This window comes from Streptomyces sp. NPDC090022 (assembly GCF_044748145.1).
GTDB lineage: Bacteria > Actinomycetota > Actinomycetes > Streptomycetales > Streptomycetaceae > Streptomyces.
Genome location: NZ_JBIVFN010000009.1, coordinates 22,154 through 37,832 on the forward strand (window position 1 = coordinate 22,154; position 15,679 = coordinate 37,832).

The window sequence follows — 15,679 nt, forward strand, 5'->3', positions numbered from 1 at the left end:
CTTCGTACGTGTTGTCGCCCCGGAACCGGAATTCACATGACCTTCGTCCTGATCGTGATCACCGCAGTGACAGCCGGGTGGGCGCTCTTCGCCCGAGGGCTTGAGCGGGGGCATGTCAGAGCCCCTGTGCTGCTGGTCCTCACGGGCGTCGTCACCGGGGTGTTCACGCACAGCCAGATCGCGGTCACCCTCAACTCCGAGATCGCCCAGCACGTGGCCGAGGTCATCCTGGCGGTCCTGCTGTTCGTCGACGCGACGGAACTGCCGGGCGGCCGGCTGTTCGGCAATGATCCCGGCGCGACCGTCCGCACCCTCCTGGTGGCGCTGCCCCTGAGCCTGGCCGCCGTCGTCCTGCTCGGCTCGCTGATGCTCCCCGACCTGCCCGCGGTGATCCTGCTGATCATCGCGTGCATCATCGTCCCCACCGACTTCGCCCCGGCCGAGACCCTCGTACGGGACACCCGCATCGCGGCACGCGTCCGCGACGTCCTCAACGTGGAGAGCGGCTACAACGACGGCATCATCTCGCCCGTCTTCCTCTTCGCCCTCATCCTGGCGGGTTCGACAGCGCAGGCACAGACCCCCGCGCAGGCGCTGGGCACGGCCGTGCCCTTCGCCGTGAAGGCCCTGGCCGTGGGCGTCGCCCTCGGCTCCCTGCTCGCATGGCTGATGACCACGGCCGACCGCAGGCAGTGGATGACCGGACAATCCCGCCGCATCCTCGTCCTGGTCACGCCGCTGCTCGTCTACACCGTGACGGTGGCGGCAGGCGGCAACGGCTTCGTCGCCGCGTTCGTCTGCGGCATCGCCTTCCGGTACGTCCGGCAGACCCCGGCCCGGCGACACGAGTCCTACGTCCCCGACGCCTCGGACTTCCGCCTCGTCGAGGACACCAGCTCGATCATGACCATGTGCATGTGGTTCTTCTTCGGCAACGCCACGGTGCTCGCCCTGAGCGAGGGCGTCGACGTGCCGACCCTGATGCTCTGCCTCGCCGCGCTCACCGTCGTACGCGTCGGTCCGATCCTGTTCGCCTTCCTCGGCTCGGACTTCACGCGGCGTGAACGGCTCATGATCGGAGCCCTCGGCCCACGCGGCACCACCTCGATCGTGTTCGGCCTGCTCGCCTTCAACGCCCTCCCGGACGGCCCCTCCGCAGACACCGCCCTGTACGCCATGACCATCACCGTGCTCGGCAGCGTCCTGCTCCACGGCCTCGGCTCGACGCCCCTCGCCCGCCTGCTCACCGCCCCCGTCCCCGTCCCCGCCTCCCCGGTCAGCCCGGGGAAGCTCCGCTGAGCACGTGGGCCGACCGGGTCACGCCTCGGCTGCCTGGAGGAGGTCGGGGCAAGGAGCGGACTGCCAGCCGATGCCCATCCGCATCAGGTTGAGCCGACGGCCGTCCGCCGTGTGCAGCGGAACCTGCTGGCCCTTGGTCATGAGGGGGGCGCGGGGACTCCAGGTGAGGTGGTGGACGGAGCACGGAGGAGCGAACCGCACAGTGATGCGGCGCTGACCTGAGCCTCACGCTTCGTACGGTCCGCCGGTGTCCGACGGCTGTCCGGTGCCACTCCGCCACCCAGCAGAGCTGCCCCCGCCATGTGGCGGGGGCAGCTCTCGGGCCACTCCTCTCACCCGGCGGGGCGCCCCGCCGGGGTCAGGAGCTGGGTCGCGGCGAGCTGTGCGTACAGCTCGTCCTGGTCCACGAGTTCCTCGTGGGTGCCGATCGCACGGACCCTGCCGGCCTCCATGACGACGATGCGGTCCGCGTCCGTCACCGTGGACAGGCGGTGCGCCACCACCAGGACGGTGGTCTCGCGCGCCGTCTCGGCGATGACGTCCCGCAGCGCCAGCTCGTTGACCGCGTCGAGCTGCGAGGTCGCCTCGTCCAGGAGCAGCAACCGGGGCTTGCGCAGCAGTGTGCGGGCAATCGCGACGCGCTGGCGCTCTCCGCCGGACAGCTTCGAGCCGCGGTGTCCGACCAGGGTGTCCAGGCCGTGGGGAAGACGCTCGACGAGGGTGTCGAGCCTGGTCCGGGCGAGGACGGCGCGGATGTCGTCATCCGTCGCGCCGGGCGCGCTGAAGACCAGGTTCTCCCGAAGCGTGCCGGCCAGCACCGGCGCGTCCTGCTCGACGTACCCGATGACGGATCGCAGTTCGGACAGCGGCCACTGCCGGATGTCCTGGCCGTCGACCAGGATGCGCCCGCCGGTCGTCTCGTAGAACCGCTCGATGAGCGAGAAGACCGTCGACTTGCCCGCGCCCGAAGGCCCGACGAAGGCGGTCATCCCGGCGCCCGGCACCTCGAAGTCCACCCGCTGGTGGATGTCGGGCAGTCCGGGCCCGTAGCGGAAGGACACGTCCTCGAAGCGGACCGACGCCGGACGCACCTCGATCCGCGCCGGCCTGTACGTGGCGGGCGGCTCCGCCGCCAGGCGGTCCACCTCCTTGATACGGGAGATCGCGGCCGCGCCCTCCTGGTAGGCGGAGGCGGCTTCGACCAGCTTGTACACCGGCTCCATCAGGTAGAACAGGTACAGCAGGAAGGCGATGAGCGTGGAGACGGGGATGTCCCCGGACGCCACCCGTGCGCCGCCGGCCGCGAGGACCGCCAGGAACGCCAGCTGGACGGCGAGGTTGTCCGCCGTTCCCAGCAGCGCCTCCCACTTCGCGCCGCGCACGCCGTGGCGCCACGCCCGCCGGGCCGACGCCTCGACGCGGGCGGTCTCCCGCTCCTCGGCTCCGGACGCCTTCACCGTGCGGAACGCGCCGAAGACCCGCTCCAGGCCGGTGGACATCTCCCCGACCGCGGCCTGGGAGCGCTCGGCGGCCTGTCCGATCCTCGGCATCACCAGGGCGGCGCCCGCACCGACGACCACGACCACGGCGAGGGTGACGCCGAGCAGGACGGCGTCCAGGAAGGCCATCACCACGACCGCCGCCACCAGCGTCAGCGCCCCGGTCGCTGCGTTGACCACCGCCTGGGTGCTCACGGCCCGCAGCAGCGTGGTGTCGGAGGTGACCCGCGACATCAGATCGCCCGGCTGCATCCGGTCCACCGCCGTCAGCCGCAGCCGCAGCAGCCGGCCGATCAGGCTGCGGCGCGCGGCCAGCACGACCGACTCGGCCGTCCGCTCCAGCACATAGGCGCCGAATGCCTCGGCCACCGTGCTCAGCAGCACCAGCACGGTCAGCGCCAGCAGGACGGTGGTGAGCGTGCCACCGGACGAGAGCCGGTCGACCAACGCCTTCGTGGCCAGCGGCTGCAGCAGCCCGCCGGCCGCCCCCACCAGCGCCAGCAGCAGACCGAGTACGACGGTCCACCGGTGCGGGCGGACGTACCCGTACAGCGCCTTGAGCGTCTCGCTGACGCGCAGGGACTCGGCACCCGTCGCCTCCGGGGCGGATGCGGTGTTCACAAGGATTCCTTGCGACGACCCGCTGCTTCGGGCAGGGGGCCTGCGGGCCGCATCGGGCACCTTCTCGTACGCACGCCGTGTCATGCCACCAGCCTGGGAGCCCGGGCGCACCGTCGGCCATCCGGCGATCGTCGGGTGCACCCCCGCCATGTGGCTGGAGCCGCCCGCACACAGTGTGACCGAAGCAACGAAAGCCGCCCTCCGACCGAGGTCGAGGGGCGGCCTTCTGTTACTGGTCGCGCGTCAGCTCAAGCATCAGACGTGCGTCCGCTCCGGCGTCGGGGTCAGGACGGGTCGCCGTACTGGAGACCACGCCCGTTCGTGCCGACGTACACGCGACCGAAGGTGTCGGGGTCGCCGGTGATGACGCCGACGCCGCCGATGCTGCCCCACTGGTGGGCGTCGTCGTTGACGCGGAGCCAGGTGGCGCCCTTGTCGGTGGAGCGGAAGACGCCGGTGACGTCCTTGACGGTGCCGATCATGTAGAGGGCCTGGTAGGAGGCGCCGGGTGCGGCCTTGCCGAAGCCGAGGGCGGAGGCGGACTTCACCGTGGTGAGCGGGGTGAAGGTGCGGCCGCCGTCGGTCGAGTGCAGCAGCCCCTGACCACCGCCGGCGATCCACAGGTCCCCCGCGACGCCGGGCACGGCCGTGAGCCGGCCATCGGCGGGAAGGCCGGTGGCACGGGCGGTGAAGGTCGCTCCGCCGTCGGTGCTGGCGTGGAGCGTGCCGCCGGACAGGGAGTAGAACGTCCTTGCCGTCGAGCGGTCGGCGACGACGGCGGCGTCGGTGCCCAGGCCACCGACCCTCGACCAGCTCGTCCCCTTGTCGGTCGAGCGGTACGGGGCCTGGCCGGCCTGGGTCCAGACGATGGTCGAGCCGTCCGCCGAGAGCGCGACGCGCCCGTCCTGGGCGCCGGCCACCGGCTCCGCCTTGAAGCCGTTCCAGCTGATGCCGCCGTCGGTGGAGTAGGCACCGTCCTGCGCGCCACCACGGCCGACACGGACCATGACCGAGGGGTTGGACTGGGCGAAGTCGATGTCGGTGCTGTTGGTCATCATCGGGTTGCCCAGCCGCCCGGCGGGCACCTTGGTCAGGTCGTCGTGGCGGAAACCGCCCTGGTCGCCCATGGCGGTGATGACGGTGGCACCGCCGGGCGGGGCGATCGCGTCCATCAGCGCGGTCTCCTCCAGGCCACGCGCCCCCACGGCCCAGTGGCTGGTGCCGCCGCTGTCGGTGGCGTCGGCGTCCTTGCTGCGCCAGATGCCGTTGCCGGTGCCGTACAGCACGTGCCCGGAGTCGAAGGGGTCGATGGCCAGGGCGGTCATCCAGTGCCCGGTGTGGGTGCCGATGTACGGAGCGGCCGAGGCGTTCCGCACCGACTTGTCCCCCAGCGCCTTCCAGGTCGTGCCGCCGTCGGTGGTGCGGTAGATCTCGTCCTCGGGCCACCAGCGGTCGAGAGTGGTGACCATCACCGTGGACGGCTTGTTCGGATCGACGGCCAGGCCGGAGAACCCGTAGCCGCCCTGCGAGGGGGAGATGTTCTTCCACGTCCCGCCCTGCGGCGTGTACTTCCACACCGAGCCCGCCGTCACGCCGTTGGGCCCGAGGGCGTTGGTGTACGTCAGGTACAGCGAGCCGTCACCGGAGACCACCCCGTGCTGCGGCATCTGGCCGGTGGGTTGGCCGGGGACGGCCTGCCAGGTGCTGCCGCCGTCGGTGGAGCGGTACAGGGAGGTGGACCGGTCGGCGACGCCGACGTAGATCGTCTTGCTGCCGGCCGGACCGTACGTCACGAAGGAGATGCCCGCGCCGCTGCCCGCCCCGTCCTTGACGGGGAACGTGGAGACCTGCCGCCAGGTCGCCCCGTGGTCGGTGCTGCGCCACAGGCCGTTCTTGCGGGTGCCGAGCAGCAGGGTGCGGTGGTCCGAGGGGTCGATCACGAGCCGCTCGCCCGCCCCGCGGCCGTCCTCGTTGCCGCCCAGCTTGAACGGCAGATCAGTGCGCTGGAAGGTGCGGCCCCGGTCGGTGGAGCGCAGGATCGCGCCGTTGCCGGCCCATTCGTTGGTGTACGTGCCCGCCGCGAGGTAGAGGCGGTTCGGGTCCACGGGATCGGTGGCCAGCGCGTCGATGCCCAGCAGGTTCCAGTCCTTCTCGCCGAGCCAGTCGGTCAGCGGGATCCACTGCTCGGCGCCGGTGTCCCAGCGGTAGGCGCCGCCCATGTCGGTTCGTGCGTACAGCAGCCCCTTCTCCCGCGGGTTGAACACCAGACCGGTGACGTATCCGCCGCCGACCACCTGGGCGTTCCGCCATGTGTACGGGCCGGCCGCCGCTGACGGGGCAGCGGCCACCTTCACCAGCTTCCACTGCTGGTTGGTGCTGCCATGGCCGCGGTACTGGATGACTGCCGCGCCGTCGGCCGTGGAGCCTCCGGAGACGTCCAGGACCTGGCCGCTCCTGCGGGAGGTGAAGGTGACGGCGTCGGAACCGCTCACCGTGTCGATCCGCCACTCCTGGGAGGCGGAGGAGCTGTCGGTCTGCTGCTCGGCGGCAGCCGCCTGTGCGGTCGAGCCGCCGGCTATGCCGAGCACTTTGCCGCTGTTGCGGTTCACCAGCTCGTAGTAGCCGTCGCCGGTGGACCTCAGCATCCACTGCTGGTTGGCGGTGTTCTGGTCGGTCCACTGCTGGATACGCGTGCCGTCGGCGGTGGAGAAGGCGTTGACGTCGAGCGCCTTGCCGCTGCGTACGGAGACCAGCCGGTAGTAGGCCTTGCCGTCGACCGTCGCGGCCTGCGAGTCGTCCTGCACGAACAGGAGGTACGGCACGACGATGGCGGGCACACCGAGCAGCAGGGCGGTGGCGGTCCTGCGACGGCGGTGACGTCCGCGACGCCGGCCGTTCGTGGGGTTGTTCATGGGGGGGTGTTTCTCCTTGTGCAACCGTGGGTCGGGCGGTCAGCGCTGCAGGGTCAGGACGCCCGGCCGGTACGGCAGCTGGTCGTAGGGGCCGCCCGCCTGCGGGGACTTGCCCTGGTAGAGGAACTGCAGGTTGCAGGGGTCGATGGTCATGGTCTGATCGGGGTTGGTGCGGATCAGATCACCGTGGCTGATGTCGTTGGTCCAGGTGGCACCGCTGTTGGCCTTGCCCGCGAAGGGGTTGCTTTCGTCGGCGGCCTGCGGGGTCCACGAGCCGTTCAGGCTGGTGGCCGTGAAGGAGCGGAAGTAGCGCTGCTCGTGCGCACCCCGGGCTTCGACGATCATGAGGTACTGGTTCTGGCCCTGGACCTTGTAGACCTGCGGCGCCTCGAACAGGTTCTTCGCGGTGTCGCTCATGACCGTCGTGTACGCCGAGCCGAAGCTGCCCGGGAAGTTCCCGATCGGCATGCTCGCCCGGTAGATCTTGCCGTTGTCGCCGGCGAAGAAGAGGTACATGTTCCGGTCGTCGGCGATCAGCGTCTGGTCGATCGGGCCGGTGCCGGATTCGGTGCGGGGGATGCTGCCGGTGAACAGCGGCTGCGGCGCGGACCAGCCATGGGGGTTGGTGGGGTCGCTCGACGTGCGGTAACTGAAGGGCGACGCACCCCACTGGTACGCCAGCACCCAGATCTTCTTGGGCGCGAAGTAGAACAGCGTGGGCGCCACCGCGTTCTGGTTCATCCTGGTCTGCCCGGCCGCCGCCATGTCGGGCCAGTTCGTGAAGGGGCTGAAGGCCATCGAGCCGTAGGAGGTTCCCGACGCGCTCGACGCGTAGACGAGGTGCTTGCCGCCCAGCGTCACATGGGTGAAGTCCTTCAGCGCGGCCCACCCGTTCGACGGCTGCGCGAGGGGACCGGTCGAACTCCACCTGTACGTCGACGGAAGAGCACATGTGCCGCCGCCCGTGCTGGACGGGGCTGTCCACTTCTGGTTGCCGACGGACGCGCAGGTGTACAGCTGGATCCTGGTGCCGTTCGCGGTGGCCGCGCCGACGGCGTCGAGGCACAGCCCGGACTGGACGCCGGTGATCGTGCCGTCGGTGTTGATGCTCCACTGCTGGTTGGCACCGCCGTTGCAGTCCCAGATGACCACCGGGGTGCCGTTGGAGGTGCCCTTGCTCTTGGCGTCCAGGCACTTGTTCCCGTGGACCTTCAGCTGCTTGGCGGCGGTGTGGGTCCAGCGCTGGTTGGGCTGTCCGTCGCAGTCCCGCAGTTGCGCCTGGGTGCCGTTGGCCGTGGCGGAGCCGGGGATGTCGATACAGCGCCCGGAGGCCACGCCCTTGATCTCCCCGGTGCTGCCGGCCGGGTCGACCGGAGAGGTACCTGAGCCGGAGTTGAACGCACGCGTGACGGCGGTGTACGCGGGCTTGGGCTTGCCGCTGTTGTCGAACAGCAGGGGATTCTCGCCGCCGCGCCAGGAATCGCTGTCACGGACGCCCCACACCGTGATACCGGTGCACCGTGCCACGGACAGGCAGGCGCTGACCGTGTTCGCGTAGTGGGTGGGTGACGCCTGGGCGATGTCCAGCTCGGTGATCTGTACATCGACGCCGAGGGCGGCGAAATTGGCCAGGGTGGTCCTGAAGCTCGCCGGCGGGCCGCCCGCCCCGAAGTGGCTCTGGAAGCCGACGCAGTCGATGGGCACGCCGCGGGACTTGAAGTCCTTGACCATGCGGTGGACGCCCTGGGTCTTGGCGTCCGACCAGTTCTCGATGTTGTAGTCGTTGTAGCAGAGCTTGGACGAGGGGTCGGCCGCCCGGGCGGTGCGGAACGCCTCCTCGATGAAACCGTTGCCGAGCACCTTCTGGAAGACCGAGTCGCGGAGTTGGCCGCTGCCACCGTCGGCGAAGGCCTCGTTGACCACGTCCCAGGCGTAGATCTTGCCCTTGTAGTGGGTCATCTGCGTCGTGATGTGGTGGTTCATCACGCCGCGCAGCGTGTTCGCGTCGCCGATGGAGCTGACCCAGGACGGGAGCTGCGAGTGCCAGACCAGGGTGTGTCCGCGCATTCGCTGGCCGTGCGCCGAGGCACGGTTGACGATCCGGTCGGCGGGGCCGAAGTTGAAATTGCCGCGGGACGGTTCGATGGCGTCCCACTTCATCTCGTTCTCCGGGGTGATCATGTTGAACTCCCGGTCCGCGATCGCGGTGTACGCCGGGTCGCCGAGCCGGCCGGCGGCTACAGCGGTGCCGAAGTACCTGCCCGACGAGACCGCCTGGGTACCCAGGCCCGCGGCTCCGGCGGAGCTGGGGAGGAGCGTCACGACACCGGCCACCAGCGCCGCGGCCGTCAGTCCTGTCGCCAGTGTCCGGCGACGTCGGCGGAGCCGGTGCAGGCCCTTCATGATTCTCCTCGGGAGTCGGTTGTCATCCCGGGTGCCGTGATCGTGCGCGCGCCGACCAGGGCGGCCCGATCTGCCGCGGAGTGTCGTGTCATGGGAGTGGCTTTCTTCAGGGGACAGGTCAACGGGGAAGCCGGGAAACCCGCTACGCCGTCACGTCGAGGCGAGCGGCGGCGGGAAGGCACCCCTGAAGTGGAGGCTTGAGGACTCGCGGTCTCGTAACGGAAAACCCGCGCCGTCCAGGACGATTGCTCGGTGATGCATCTCGCAGCAGGAAAGCGTTATGCCAGGCCCCGCGATCTGGTCGTCCCGGGAAACGGCGCACCGCACCGCTCATCGGCGAAGGAATCCGCTCACGGCGAGGCAGCCGTCGACACCATGGCATCGGAGCCGGGTTGGGGTGCGGGACCCGGCTCACCGCCGGGTGGAGAGGGCACGGTGCGGGACCGTACCGCGGGATCACCCGCCGTCACCGAGACGGCCGGGCCCCCGCTGATCGAGGAGCGGTCCTCAAGCCGCGGGCCCGCGCATGGTGAAGGAAGCCTGGCCGGCGAAGGCCCTCGTGCCGTCGGAGCCGTCGAGCCAGATGCCGCCGTCGCGGTGGCGGATGACCGAACCGGGATAGTTGTGCGCGTGCAGGGTCACCGACCCGGCGACCGCCCCGGGGCGCGGGCAGAAGGTGGCGTCTTCCCGGAACAGTTCGCTGCCGTCGTCGGTGCTCAGCCGTAGCCGCAGGTAATGGTGGCGAAGATACCGGCCGTCCGCGGCGCGGAAGGTGACACACCCTGTGTCGGCCAGTCCCCTGACGACCGTGAAGGTGACCCGTTGCCGTGCCCGCTCGCCGCTTGACGCGGAAACCTGGCCGAGCGCCGCGAAGTCGCCGTCGTACGTGACGAACAGGCCGGGCCGGTCCACGGACTCCAGCGACTGCGCGCCCAGCGGAACAGTGCCGGTGACGGCGGTCGGACCCACCGGGGACGGTGTGGCCGGCGGGGTGGTGGGCGACGGGATCGGCGTGGGGGTACCGACCGTGGGAGTACCGCTCGCGGAAGCGGCGACCGTGGGAGCGGCGCTCACGCCGGGCACCCGCGGCGCCGGTTCGGGCCAGGCCGCGTAGGTGGCGGTCCCGGCGACGAGTATCGCGCCGGTGGCGAGGCTCGCCACCGGATGGGCGGTCACCGCGTGGAGTTTGCCGAGCAGCGAGCCGTGCAGACCGCCTCCCCCCGCCGCCGTGCCGGCGGCGACGTGTGCCGTGGCCAGCCCGGCAGCGCTCGCGGCCGTACCCGACAGCAGGCCCTTGGCGGTCAGCGCGGCGACGAGTGCGGCCGGGACGGCCAGCGGCGTGAGGCTGAGGAGCAGCAGTTCGGCCGGAATCCGTTCTGTCGTCGACACCGTGCAGATCGGGCAGTCGCGGATGTGCCGCGCGATCCGCTTGCGCCACACGGATGTACGCGCACCCTCCCAGCCGACGACGGTCTCGTTCAGCCCCGGACAGCGCGGGTCCGCCTCCAGCGCGGTGACGATCGTCCGGCTCAGTTCCAGTTGCTCGCGCATGCGCTGCAGGCGTACTGCGGTGTGGGCGACACTGAGCCCCATCGCGTCGGCGATGTCCTGACGGCTCAGCAAGCCGGCGCATTCCTGCCACCACAGCGACAGCAGCACCCGATGATCCGGGTCGAGCCACCGGCCGGCTTCGACCGCATGCCGGCGTTCGTCCGACATGTGCAGACGCAGGATCGTCACATCCTCGAGCGCGCCGCCGACGTTCGGTACCTCGAGCGCCTCGTCGATGACCGTGATCCGGTCATCGAGCGTGCGTCGCCGGTGCCAGTGGTTGTTGATCTGGCGGAGCGTGATGGACACCAGCCAGGACCGGAAGCTCTCCGGGGCACGCAGGGCAGGCAGGTCGCGCACCACGCGCAGCAGGGTCTCCTGAACGACGTCGTCGACGTCGGCATGTCCGCTCAGCGCTCGCCCGACGATGTTGTAGAGCAACGGCAGGTACGCGGCGAGCAGCTTCTCGCGCGCGCGATCGTCGCCGGCCTGCGCCGCGACAACCAGCTCCGCGTGATCCGCGTCCATGAGCCCCATGCCCACCTCTCCAGGGGATAGATCCGCCGAGTACGGCGCCATACCTTAGCGTCGGCGAAGGAGCACGCCTTGCAGCACCCGCGCCCTGCACGGTCGACGTCCGCCCGATGCCTCGCCCGGCGTCACGGAACGTCACCGCGGAAAGGCGAACCAGGAGGTCGGCCACCGACTCGCCAGCCCGCCTCCTCACCCCTTCGAAGGGCCGGCCGACACCCGACTGCGGGCTCCTCCGTCTGCAGCAGAACCGCGCATGACGACCCATCAGAAACTGCGCCGCCCGTGCGTCAAACGTGCGTCAGGTATGCGTCAAGATATCACCTGTAACGCACGTAACACCCATCATGCACACTCGGCAAAGCCGCAGGTCAGAGGCGAGTCCTCCGGCTACCTTGCGGTGCCCCTCGGGAGAAGCCGCCCCGCAGGGGCGGTGGGGCTCACGCCACTCCGAGCCGCCACAGCGACGTGACCTCTGCCGCGCGGAAGTCGTGCAAGGGATCCGACGGGTCCTTCGCACGGCGGTGGCGAGGTCTGGTGGCCTTGCGGGACAGCACGCGCAGGCCCGCCGCCGTGATCGTGTCCGCCAGCTCGGTGCGCTCACGCAGTCCGAGGCGTTCGGGCAGATCCGAGAGGATCAGCCAGCCTTCGCCGCCCGGCTCCAGATGGTCCGGGAGCCCCGTGAGGAAGCGCTGCAGGGTCCGGCTGTCCTGGTCGTACACCGCCTGGTCGAGCAGCGTGCGGGGGCGGCCGGGGAGCCAGGGCGGGTTGCAGACGATCAGGTGGGCGCGGCCTTCCGGGAAGAGGTCGGCGTGTCGTACGTCGATCGTGTCCGCCAGACCGAGACGTGAGGCGTTGTCGCGGGCACAGGCCACGGCGCGCGGTTCGTGGTCGGTGGCGATGACCCGGCGCAGCCCGCGCCGGGCCAGGACCACGGACAGTACGCCGGTGCCGGTGCCGATGTCGAAGGCCCTGTCGCCCGAAGGCAGCGTTGTCTCGGCCACCAGGTCGACGTACTCGCCACGGACCGGGGAGAAGACGCCGTAGTGCGGGTGGATGCGGCCACCGCCGAGTGCGGGGACCTCCACCCCCTTCTTGCGCCACTCGTACGCGCCGATCACGCCCAGCAGTTCCCGCAGCGAGCCGACGCCGGGCCCTGCGCACGGGCCGTACGCCTGGGTACAGGCCTCCTGTACCCAGGGCGCGCGCCGCAGCGGGATCCTCCAGTCGCTCTCGTACGGAATGAGCAGCCGGCCCAGCAGCCGTGCCCGGCGCGACTGTTCCTCGCGGTGCAACCGGAACGTCTCGGCCGGGGACAGGCCGACGGCCGGACCCCGGCGCTCGACGCGGCGGCCCAGAGCGGCGAGGAGACTGCGCGCACCGGGATAGTCGCCGCGCCACAGGACGGCGTTGCCCTCACCGATCAGACGGTGTACGGAGGCGACGCCGACGGTGTCGTCGATGGTGACGATGCGCCTCGGGGGTGGCGCTCCGTTCGCCGAGTACAGCCGAGGGGACGCCGTCCGCGCACCCTTCACCGTCCGACTCATCGCCTGTGCGGTCACCGACATCAACTCCCTTGAGAGCCGATTCTCGACGCCCGGCAGCCGACCTGGGCGATTCCGAACGGGATCTTCTCGCCGTTTTGACGTGCCAGTGACACCCGGCCCCTGACCAGGAGTTCCGTGCCAACGGCTCGCCAGGTCACCGGCCTGCGACCACGACGGCGAGGAGAGCCGTCGAGAGCAGCACGATCAGCGTGCCCCCGACGGCGAAGGCCCGTTCGAAGCCGAAGCGTTCGCGGCCCTGGACGACGACACTGCGCGGGTCGGCCGGATCGTAGCTGACCAGTACGTTGTCACCGTCGCGAAGCGGTTGCCGGTCTGCTCCTCGCCGCGCCCGCGCCGTCGCGTCGGTGCCTCGGGCGCCACCACCCATTACGGGACGCCCTGGATTCATACCGGCCGCGGCTGAGGGGCGCGGAGGTCAGTGGCATGCCCGGTCGGCCCCCGCCGCGGCACGGGCGGTCCTCGAGCCGGAAAATCGCGCAGGGGCCGCGCTGCTCCGGTACCGCCTCACCGAAAACAGCACGGCCTCCGGCTTGATGTGACAGCCTGTCGGCGTCGGCGAGTGGCCGGCCTCCCACGGTCCGGCCCGCCTCCGTACGGACATGTGCAAGGCACACCCGTCGGACGCTTTCTCCACGGCCTGCCGCCAAGGCGTCACGGGAGTCAGCATGCGGCCGGATTCGCACCCACGGGAACAATCTTGACGTTCTCCTTCCGCCTCTGCCGTGACCTCTGACGTGTTGTTGACGCATCGGCGACTCCCCCACGTCAGAGGCGTGTCAAGGCCGAGTGCCGGATCTTGTCGAGGGCGGCCGCATGCGTTCCGATGGGGACCGTGAACAGCGCGTACCCGCCCAGGTGAGGACGGCGGGGAGCCTTCAGGACGGCCGGCCGCCCGAGTCGCGGGCACCGGCTCCCGGCAGGACGACGGAGGTGAGGATCAGGCCGTACCGGACGAGCCAGCGGCCGGGGAAGGCGCCGTCATGCAGGCCGCAGGCCAGGGCTTCGAGCTCGGGCGCGGGGACGAGCAGGCGGGCCCGGAAGGTTCCACCGGCGGGGTCCAGGGTGATGTCGGCCTGCTGGAACTCCAGTTCCCGGCCGGTCAGCGGGTACCAGGTCTTGAAGACGCTCTCCTTGATGCTGAACAGCAGCCGGTCCCAGCACACTTCGGGACTCCTGGTCCCGAAGTCGAGGATCTCGCGGAGTTCGGCGGCAGTGGCGATCGCGGCAAGCACCCCTGCCGGGAGGGGCACGTTGGGTTCGGCGTCGATGCCCAGGGAAGCCACGTCCCGTGCGGTCGCCACGGCGGCCGCCCGGTAGCCGGGGCAGTGGGTGAGGCTGCCGACGACACCGGACGGCCATTCGGGGGCTCCGCGCCTGCCGCGGACCAAGGGCACGGGTGGCAGGCCGAGGCCTCCGAGCGCTCTGCGTGCGCACATCCGCACGGTGGCGAACTCGCGCCGGCGGGCCTCCGTCGCGGTGGCCACGCCCTGCGCCTCGGCGGGGAACAGCGCCGCTTCCGCGTCCCACACCTGGTCTCCGTACACCGCGTCGGTGACGACCGTGACCGGCACGATCCGCTCGATCACGTTCCCCGTTCCCGCTTTCCCGTTCCCGCTTCCACGACGACTCACGATAGGGCGCCGGGTGGCCGGTGACCGGGTTCGCGACAGCGGTCTGGGGTCCGTGCTGGGGGTTCCACCGGGGTGGGCGCTCGCGCGGTGGGCGAGGCTCGTGCCGACACACGTCCGCGACCGTCACCGCTCCCGCCGCGGCGCGGCGCGGCGCCGGTGCGCGCCGACCCCGAAGGGAGTGCGGGAGCAATGTCCCAGCCTCGTTGGAAGCGGTCCGGCTTGCCGGCCCGTCTGCCGGGCCTCCGCAGCAGGTCCGTGGTGTACCTGACCGGCTGTCTGGTCTTCTCGGCGGGCGCCGCCTGCTTCATCCGGTCCGATCTCGGCACCGACCCGCTCGATGTCTTCGCCCTGGGGCTGCTCCGCCACGTGACCGCCACGATCGGCATCGCGCAGGCCCTGGTCGCCGTGGTGTGCATCGCGGTGTGGGCATGGTGGAACCGGCGCCGCCCGGTCGTCTCCCCGTTCGTCACCTTCTTCCTCTGCGGAAGCCTGATCGACATCCTGCGGGCCGTTGACGCGGCGGGGCTCCTGCCGGTGCACCGGGCCGTTCTGATGCTCATCGGTGTGCTGCTGTGCACCTACGGATCGGCCTTGATCATCATGAGCGGTCTGGGGATCCGCGCCATGGACCTGGTCGCCATCACGATGACGCAGCGGTGGAGGTGGCCCTTCTGGGCGGCCAAGGGGAGCCTGGAGCTGGTGCTGCTCGGCAGCGGGTGGCTGATGGGCGGGCCGGTGGGGCTCGGCACGGTGTGCTTCCTGGTGTTCGTCGACACCTTGATCCAGCCCTGTATGCGGCTGACCACGCGGCTGTTCGCGCTGCGCGACTACGGGCTGGAAGCGCCGGCGCCGGCCCGCCGTGGCCTTGAGGCGCCGTCATGGAGCGCCTAGCGGACAGGTGGGTCCTGCGGCCGCCCCGGGAGCGGGCCGGCCGCATGCGGCTGATCTGTGTGCCCTACGCCGGCGGAAGCGCTGCCGCGTTCCACGGCTGGGGAGACGTCCTGCCGCCCGCGGTCGAACCGTGGGCGCTGCGGCTGCCCGGACGGGACGCCCGGATCCGGGAACCCCTCGGCACGGATCTGCGGGCGGTGGCCGCCGAAGCGGCCGAGGCACTGGCCGGCCTGCTCGGCGACGAGCCGTTCGCCCTCTTCGGGCACAGCCTCGGGGCCTGGCTCGCCTACGAGATCGCCCATGAGCTCGGCCGGAAGTGGGATCTGCACCCCGCGTTGCTCGCCGTCTCCGCGAGCAACGCGCCCTCGGCGCGCCGTCGCCCGCGCACGTCCGTGCACCGGCTGCCCGACCTGGAGTTCCTGGAGGCACTGGACTCCCGGTACGGGGCGATCCCGCCGGTGATCCGGGAGGATCCCCAGCTGCGGGCTGTGTACCTGCCGGTCCTGCGCGCCGACGTGACGATGCTGGAGACGTACGAGTTCCCCGCCGGTCGGCTGCTGCCCTGCCCGGTGCTGGCCTACGGCGGCACGGAGGACCGGGAGACCAGTGCCGAGGGGCTCGCGGCGTGGGGTGCGCTGACCGGCGCCGGTTCCGGTGTCACCCTGCTGCCCGGCGGGCATTTCTTCCTCCAGCCCGAGCGGGCCCGCCTGCTCGGGCACCTGGCACCGGAGCTGCTGCGCAGCCTGATCCCCTGACGCCGCGCACTCTCC

11 protein-coding genes are annotated in these 15,679 nt (G+C 70.9%); 3 read left to right on the forward strand and 8 right to left on the reverse strand.

From position 1 onward, the window contains the following. Nucleotides 1-36 precede the first annotated feature (36 nt). Nucleotides 37-1,299: a cation:proton antiporter gene (locus ACIPXB_RS18485; RefSeq protein ID WP_401450867.1), complete on the forward strand. Its 1,263-nt coding sequence runs from the start codon at nucleotides 37-39 to the stop codon at nucleotides 1,297-1,299. An 18-nt stretch (nucleotides 1,300-1,317) separates the two neighbouring features. Here ACIPXB_RS18485 and ACIPXB_RS18490 read toward each other — a convergent pair whose 3' ends face one another. The 8 genes from ACIPXB_RS18490 to ACIPXB_RS18525 all read right to left on the reverse strand — a co-directional run bounded on the left by ACIPXB_RS18490 (nucleotide 1,318) and on the right by ACIPXB_RS18525 (nucleotide 13,973). Beyond that, nucleotides 1,318-1,440, reverse strand: a complete 123-nt coding sequence (locus tag ACIPXB_RS18490; RefSeq protein WP_401450869.1) for a hypothetical protein — start codon at nucleotides 1,438-1,440, stop codon at nucleotides 1,318-1,320. A 191-nt stretch (nucleotides 1,441-1,631) separates the two neighbouring features. Further along, nucleotides 1,632-3,419, reverse strand: coding sequence for an ABC transporter ATP-binding protein (locus tag ACIPXB_RS18495; protein ID WP_401450872.1), 1,788 nt, complete (start codon nucleotides 3,417-3,419; stop codon nucleotides 1,632-1,634). A gap of 284 nt (nucleotides 3,420-3,703) precedes the next feature. Then, nucleotides 3,704-6,331, reverse strand: a complete 2,628-nt coding sequence (locus ACIPXB_RS18500; RefSeq protein WP_401450874.1) for an RICIN domain-containing protein — start codon at nucleotides 6,329-6,331, stop codon at nucleotides 3,704-3,706. Nucleotides 6,332-6,370: 39 nt separating this feature from the next. Continuing rightward, a complete protein-coding gene (locus ACIPXB_RS18505) occupies nucleotides 6,371-8,734 on the reverse strand; it encodes a non-reducing end alpha-L-arabinofuranosidase family hydrolase (protein WP_401450876.1) in 2,364 nt (787 codons plus the stop codon). Nucleotides 8,735-9,241: 507 nt separating this feature from the next. After that, nucleotides 9,242-10,822 (reverse strand): sigma-70 family RNA polymerase sigma factor, encoded by a 1,581-nt coding sequence (locus ACIPXB_RS18510; RefSeq protein ID WP_401450878.1) that lies wholly within the window; start codon nucleotides 10,820-10,822, stop codon nucleotides 9,242-9,244. Nucleotides 10,823-11,256: 434 nt separating this feature from the next. Next, on the reverse strand, nucleotides 11,257-12,366 hold the full coding sequence (locus ACIPXB_RS18515; RefSeq protein ID WP_401450880.1) for a methyltransferase: 1,110 nt from the start codon (nucleotides 12,364-12,366) through the stop codon (nucleotides 11,257-11,259). A 154-nt stretch (nucleotides 12,367-12,520) separates the two neighbouring features. Continuing rightward, on the reverse strand, nucleotides 12,521-12,754 hold the full coding sequence (locus tag ACIPXB_RS18520; protein ID WP_401450883.1) for a DUF3592 domain-containing protein: 234 nt from the start codon (nucleotides 12,752-12,754) through the stop codon (nucleotides 12,521-12,523). 508 nt (nucleotides 12,755-13,262) lie between these two features. After that, nucleotides 13,263-13,973, reverse strand: a complete 711-nt coding sequence (locus tag ACIPXB_RS18525; protein WP_401450886.1) for a 4'-phosphopantetheinyl transferase — start codon at nucleotides 13,971-13,973, stop codon at nucleotides 13,263-13,265. A gap of 234 nt (nucleotides 13,974-14,207) precedes the next feature. Between ACIPXB_RS18525 and ACIPXB_RS18530 the strand changes: the two genes are divergently transcribed. Both ACIPXB_RS18530 and ACIPXB_RS18535 read left to right on the forward strand, forming a co-directional pair. Then, the gene (locus tag ACIPXB_RS18530) at nucleotides 14,208-14,909 is read left to right on the forward strand and encodes a YitT family protein (protein WP_401450889.1); all 702 of its coding nucleotides are present in this window, start codon (nucleotides 14,208-14,210) and stop codon (nucleotides 14,907-14,909) included. Then, nucleotides 14,897-15,664 (forward strand): thioesterase II family protein, encoded by a 768-nt coding sequence (locus ACIPXB_RS18535; protein ID WP_401450892.1) that lies wholly within the window; start codon nucleotides 14,897-14,899, stop codon nucleotides 15,662-15,664. The genes ACIPXB_RS18530 and ACIPXB_RS18535 overlap by 13 nt, the downstream gene beginning before the upstream one ends. Nucleotides 15,665-15,679 lie beyond the last annotated feature (15 nt).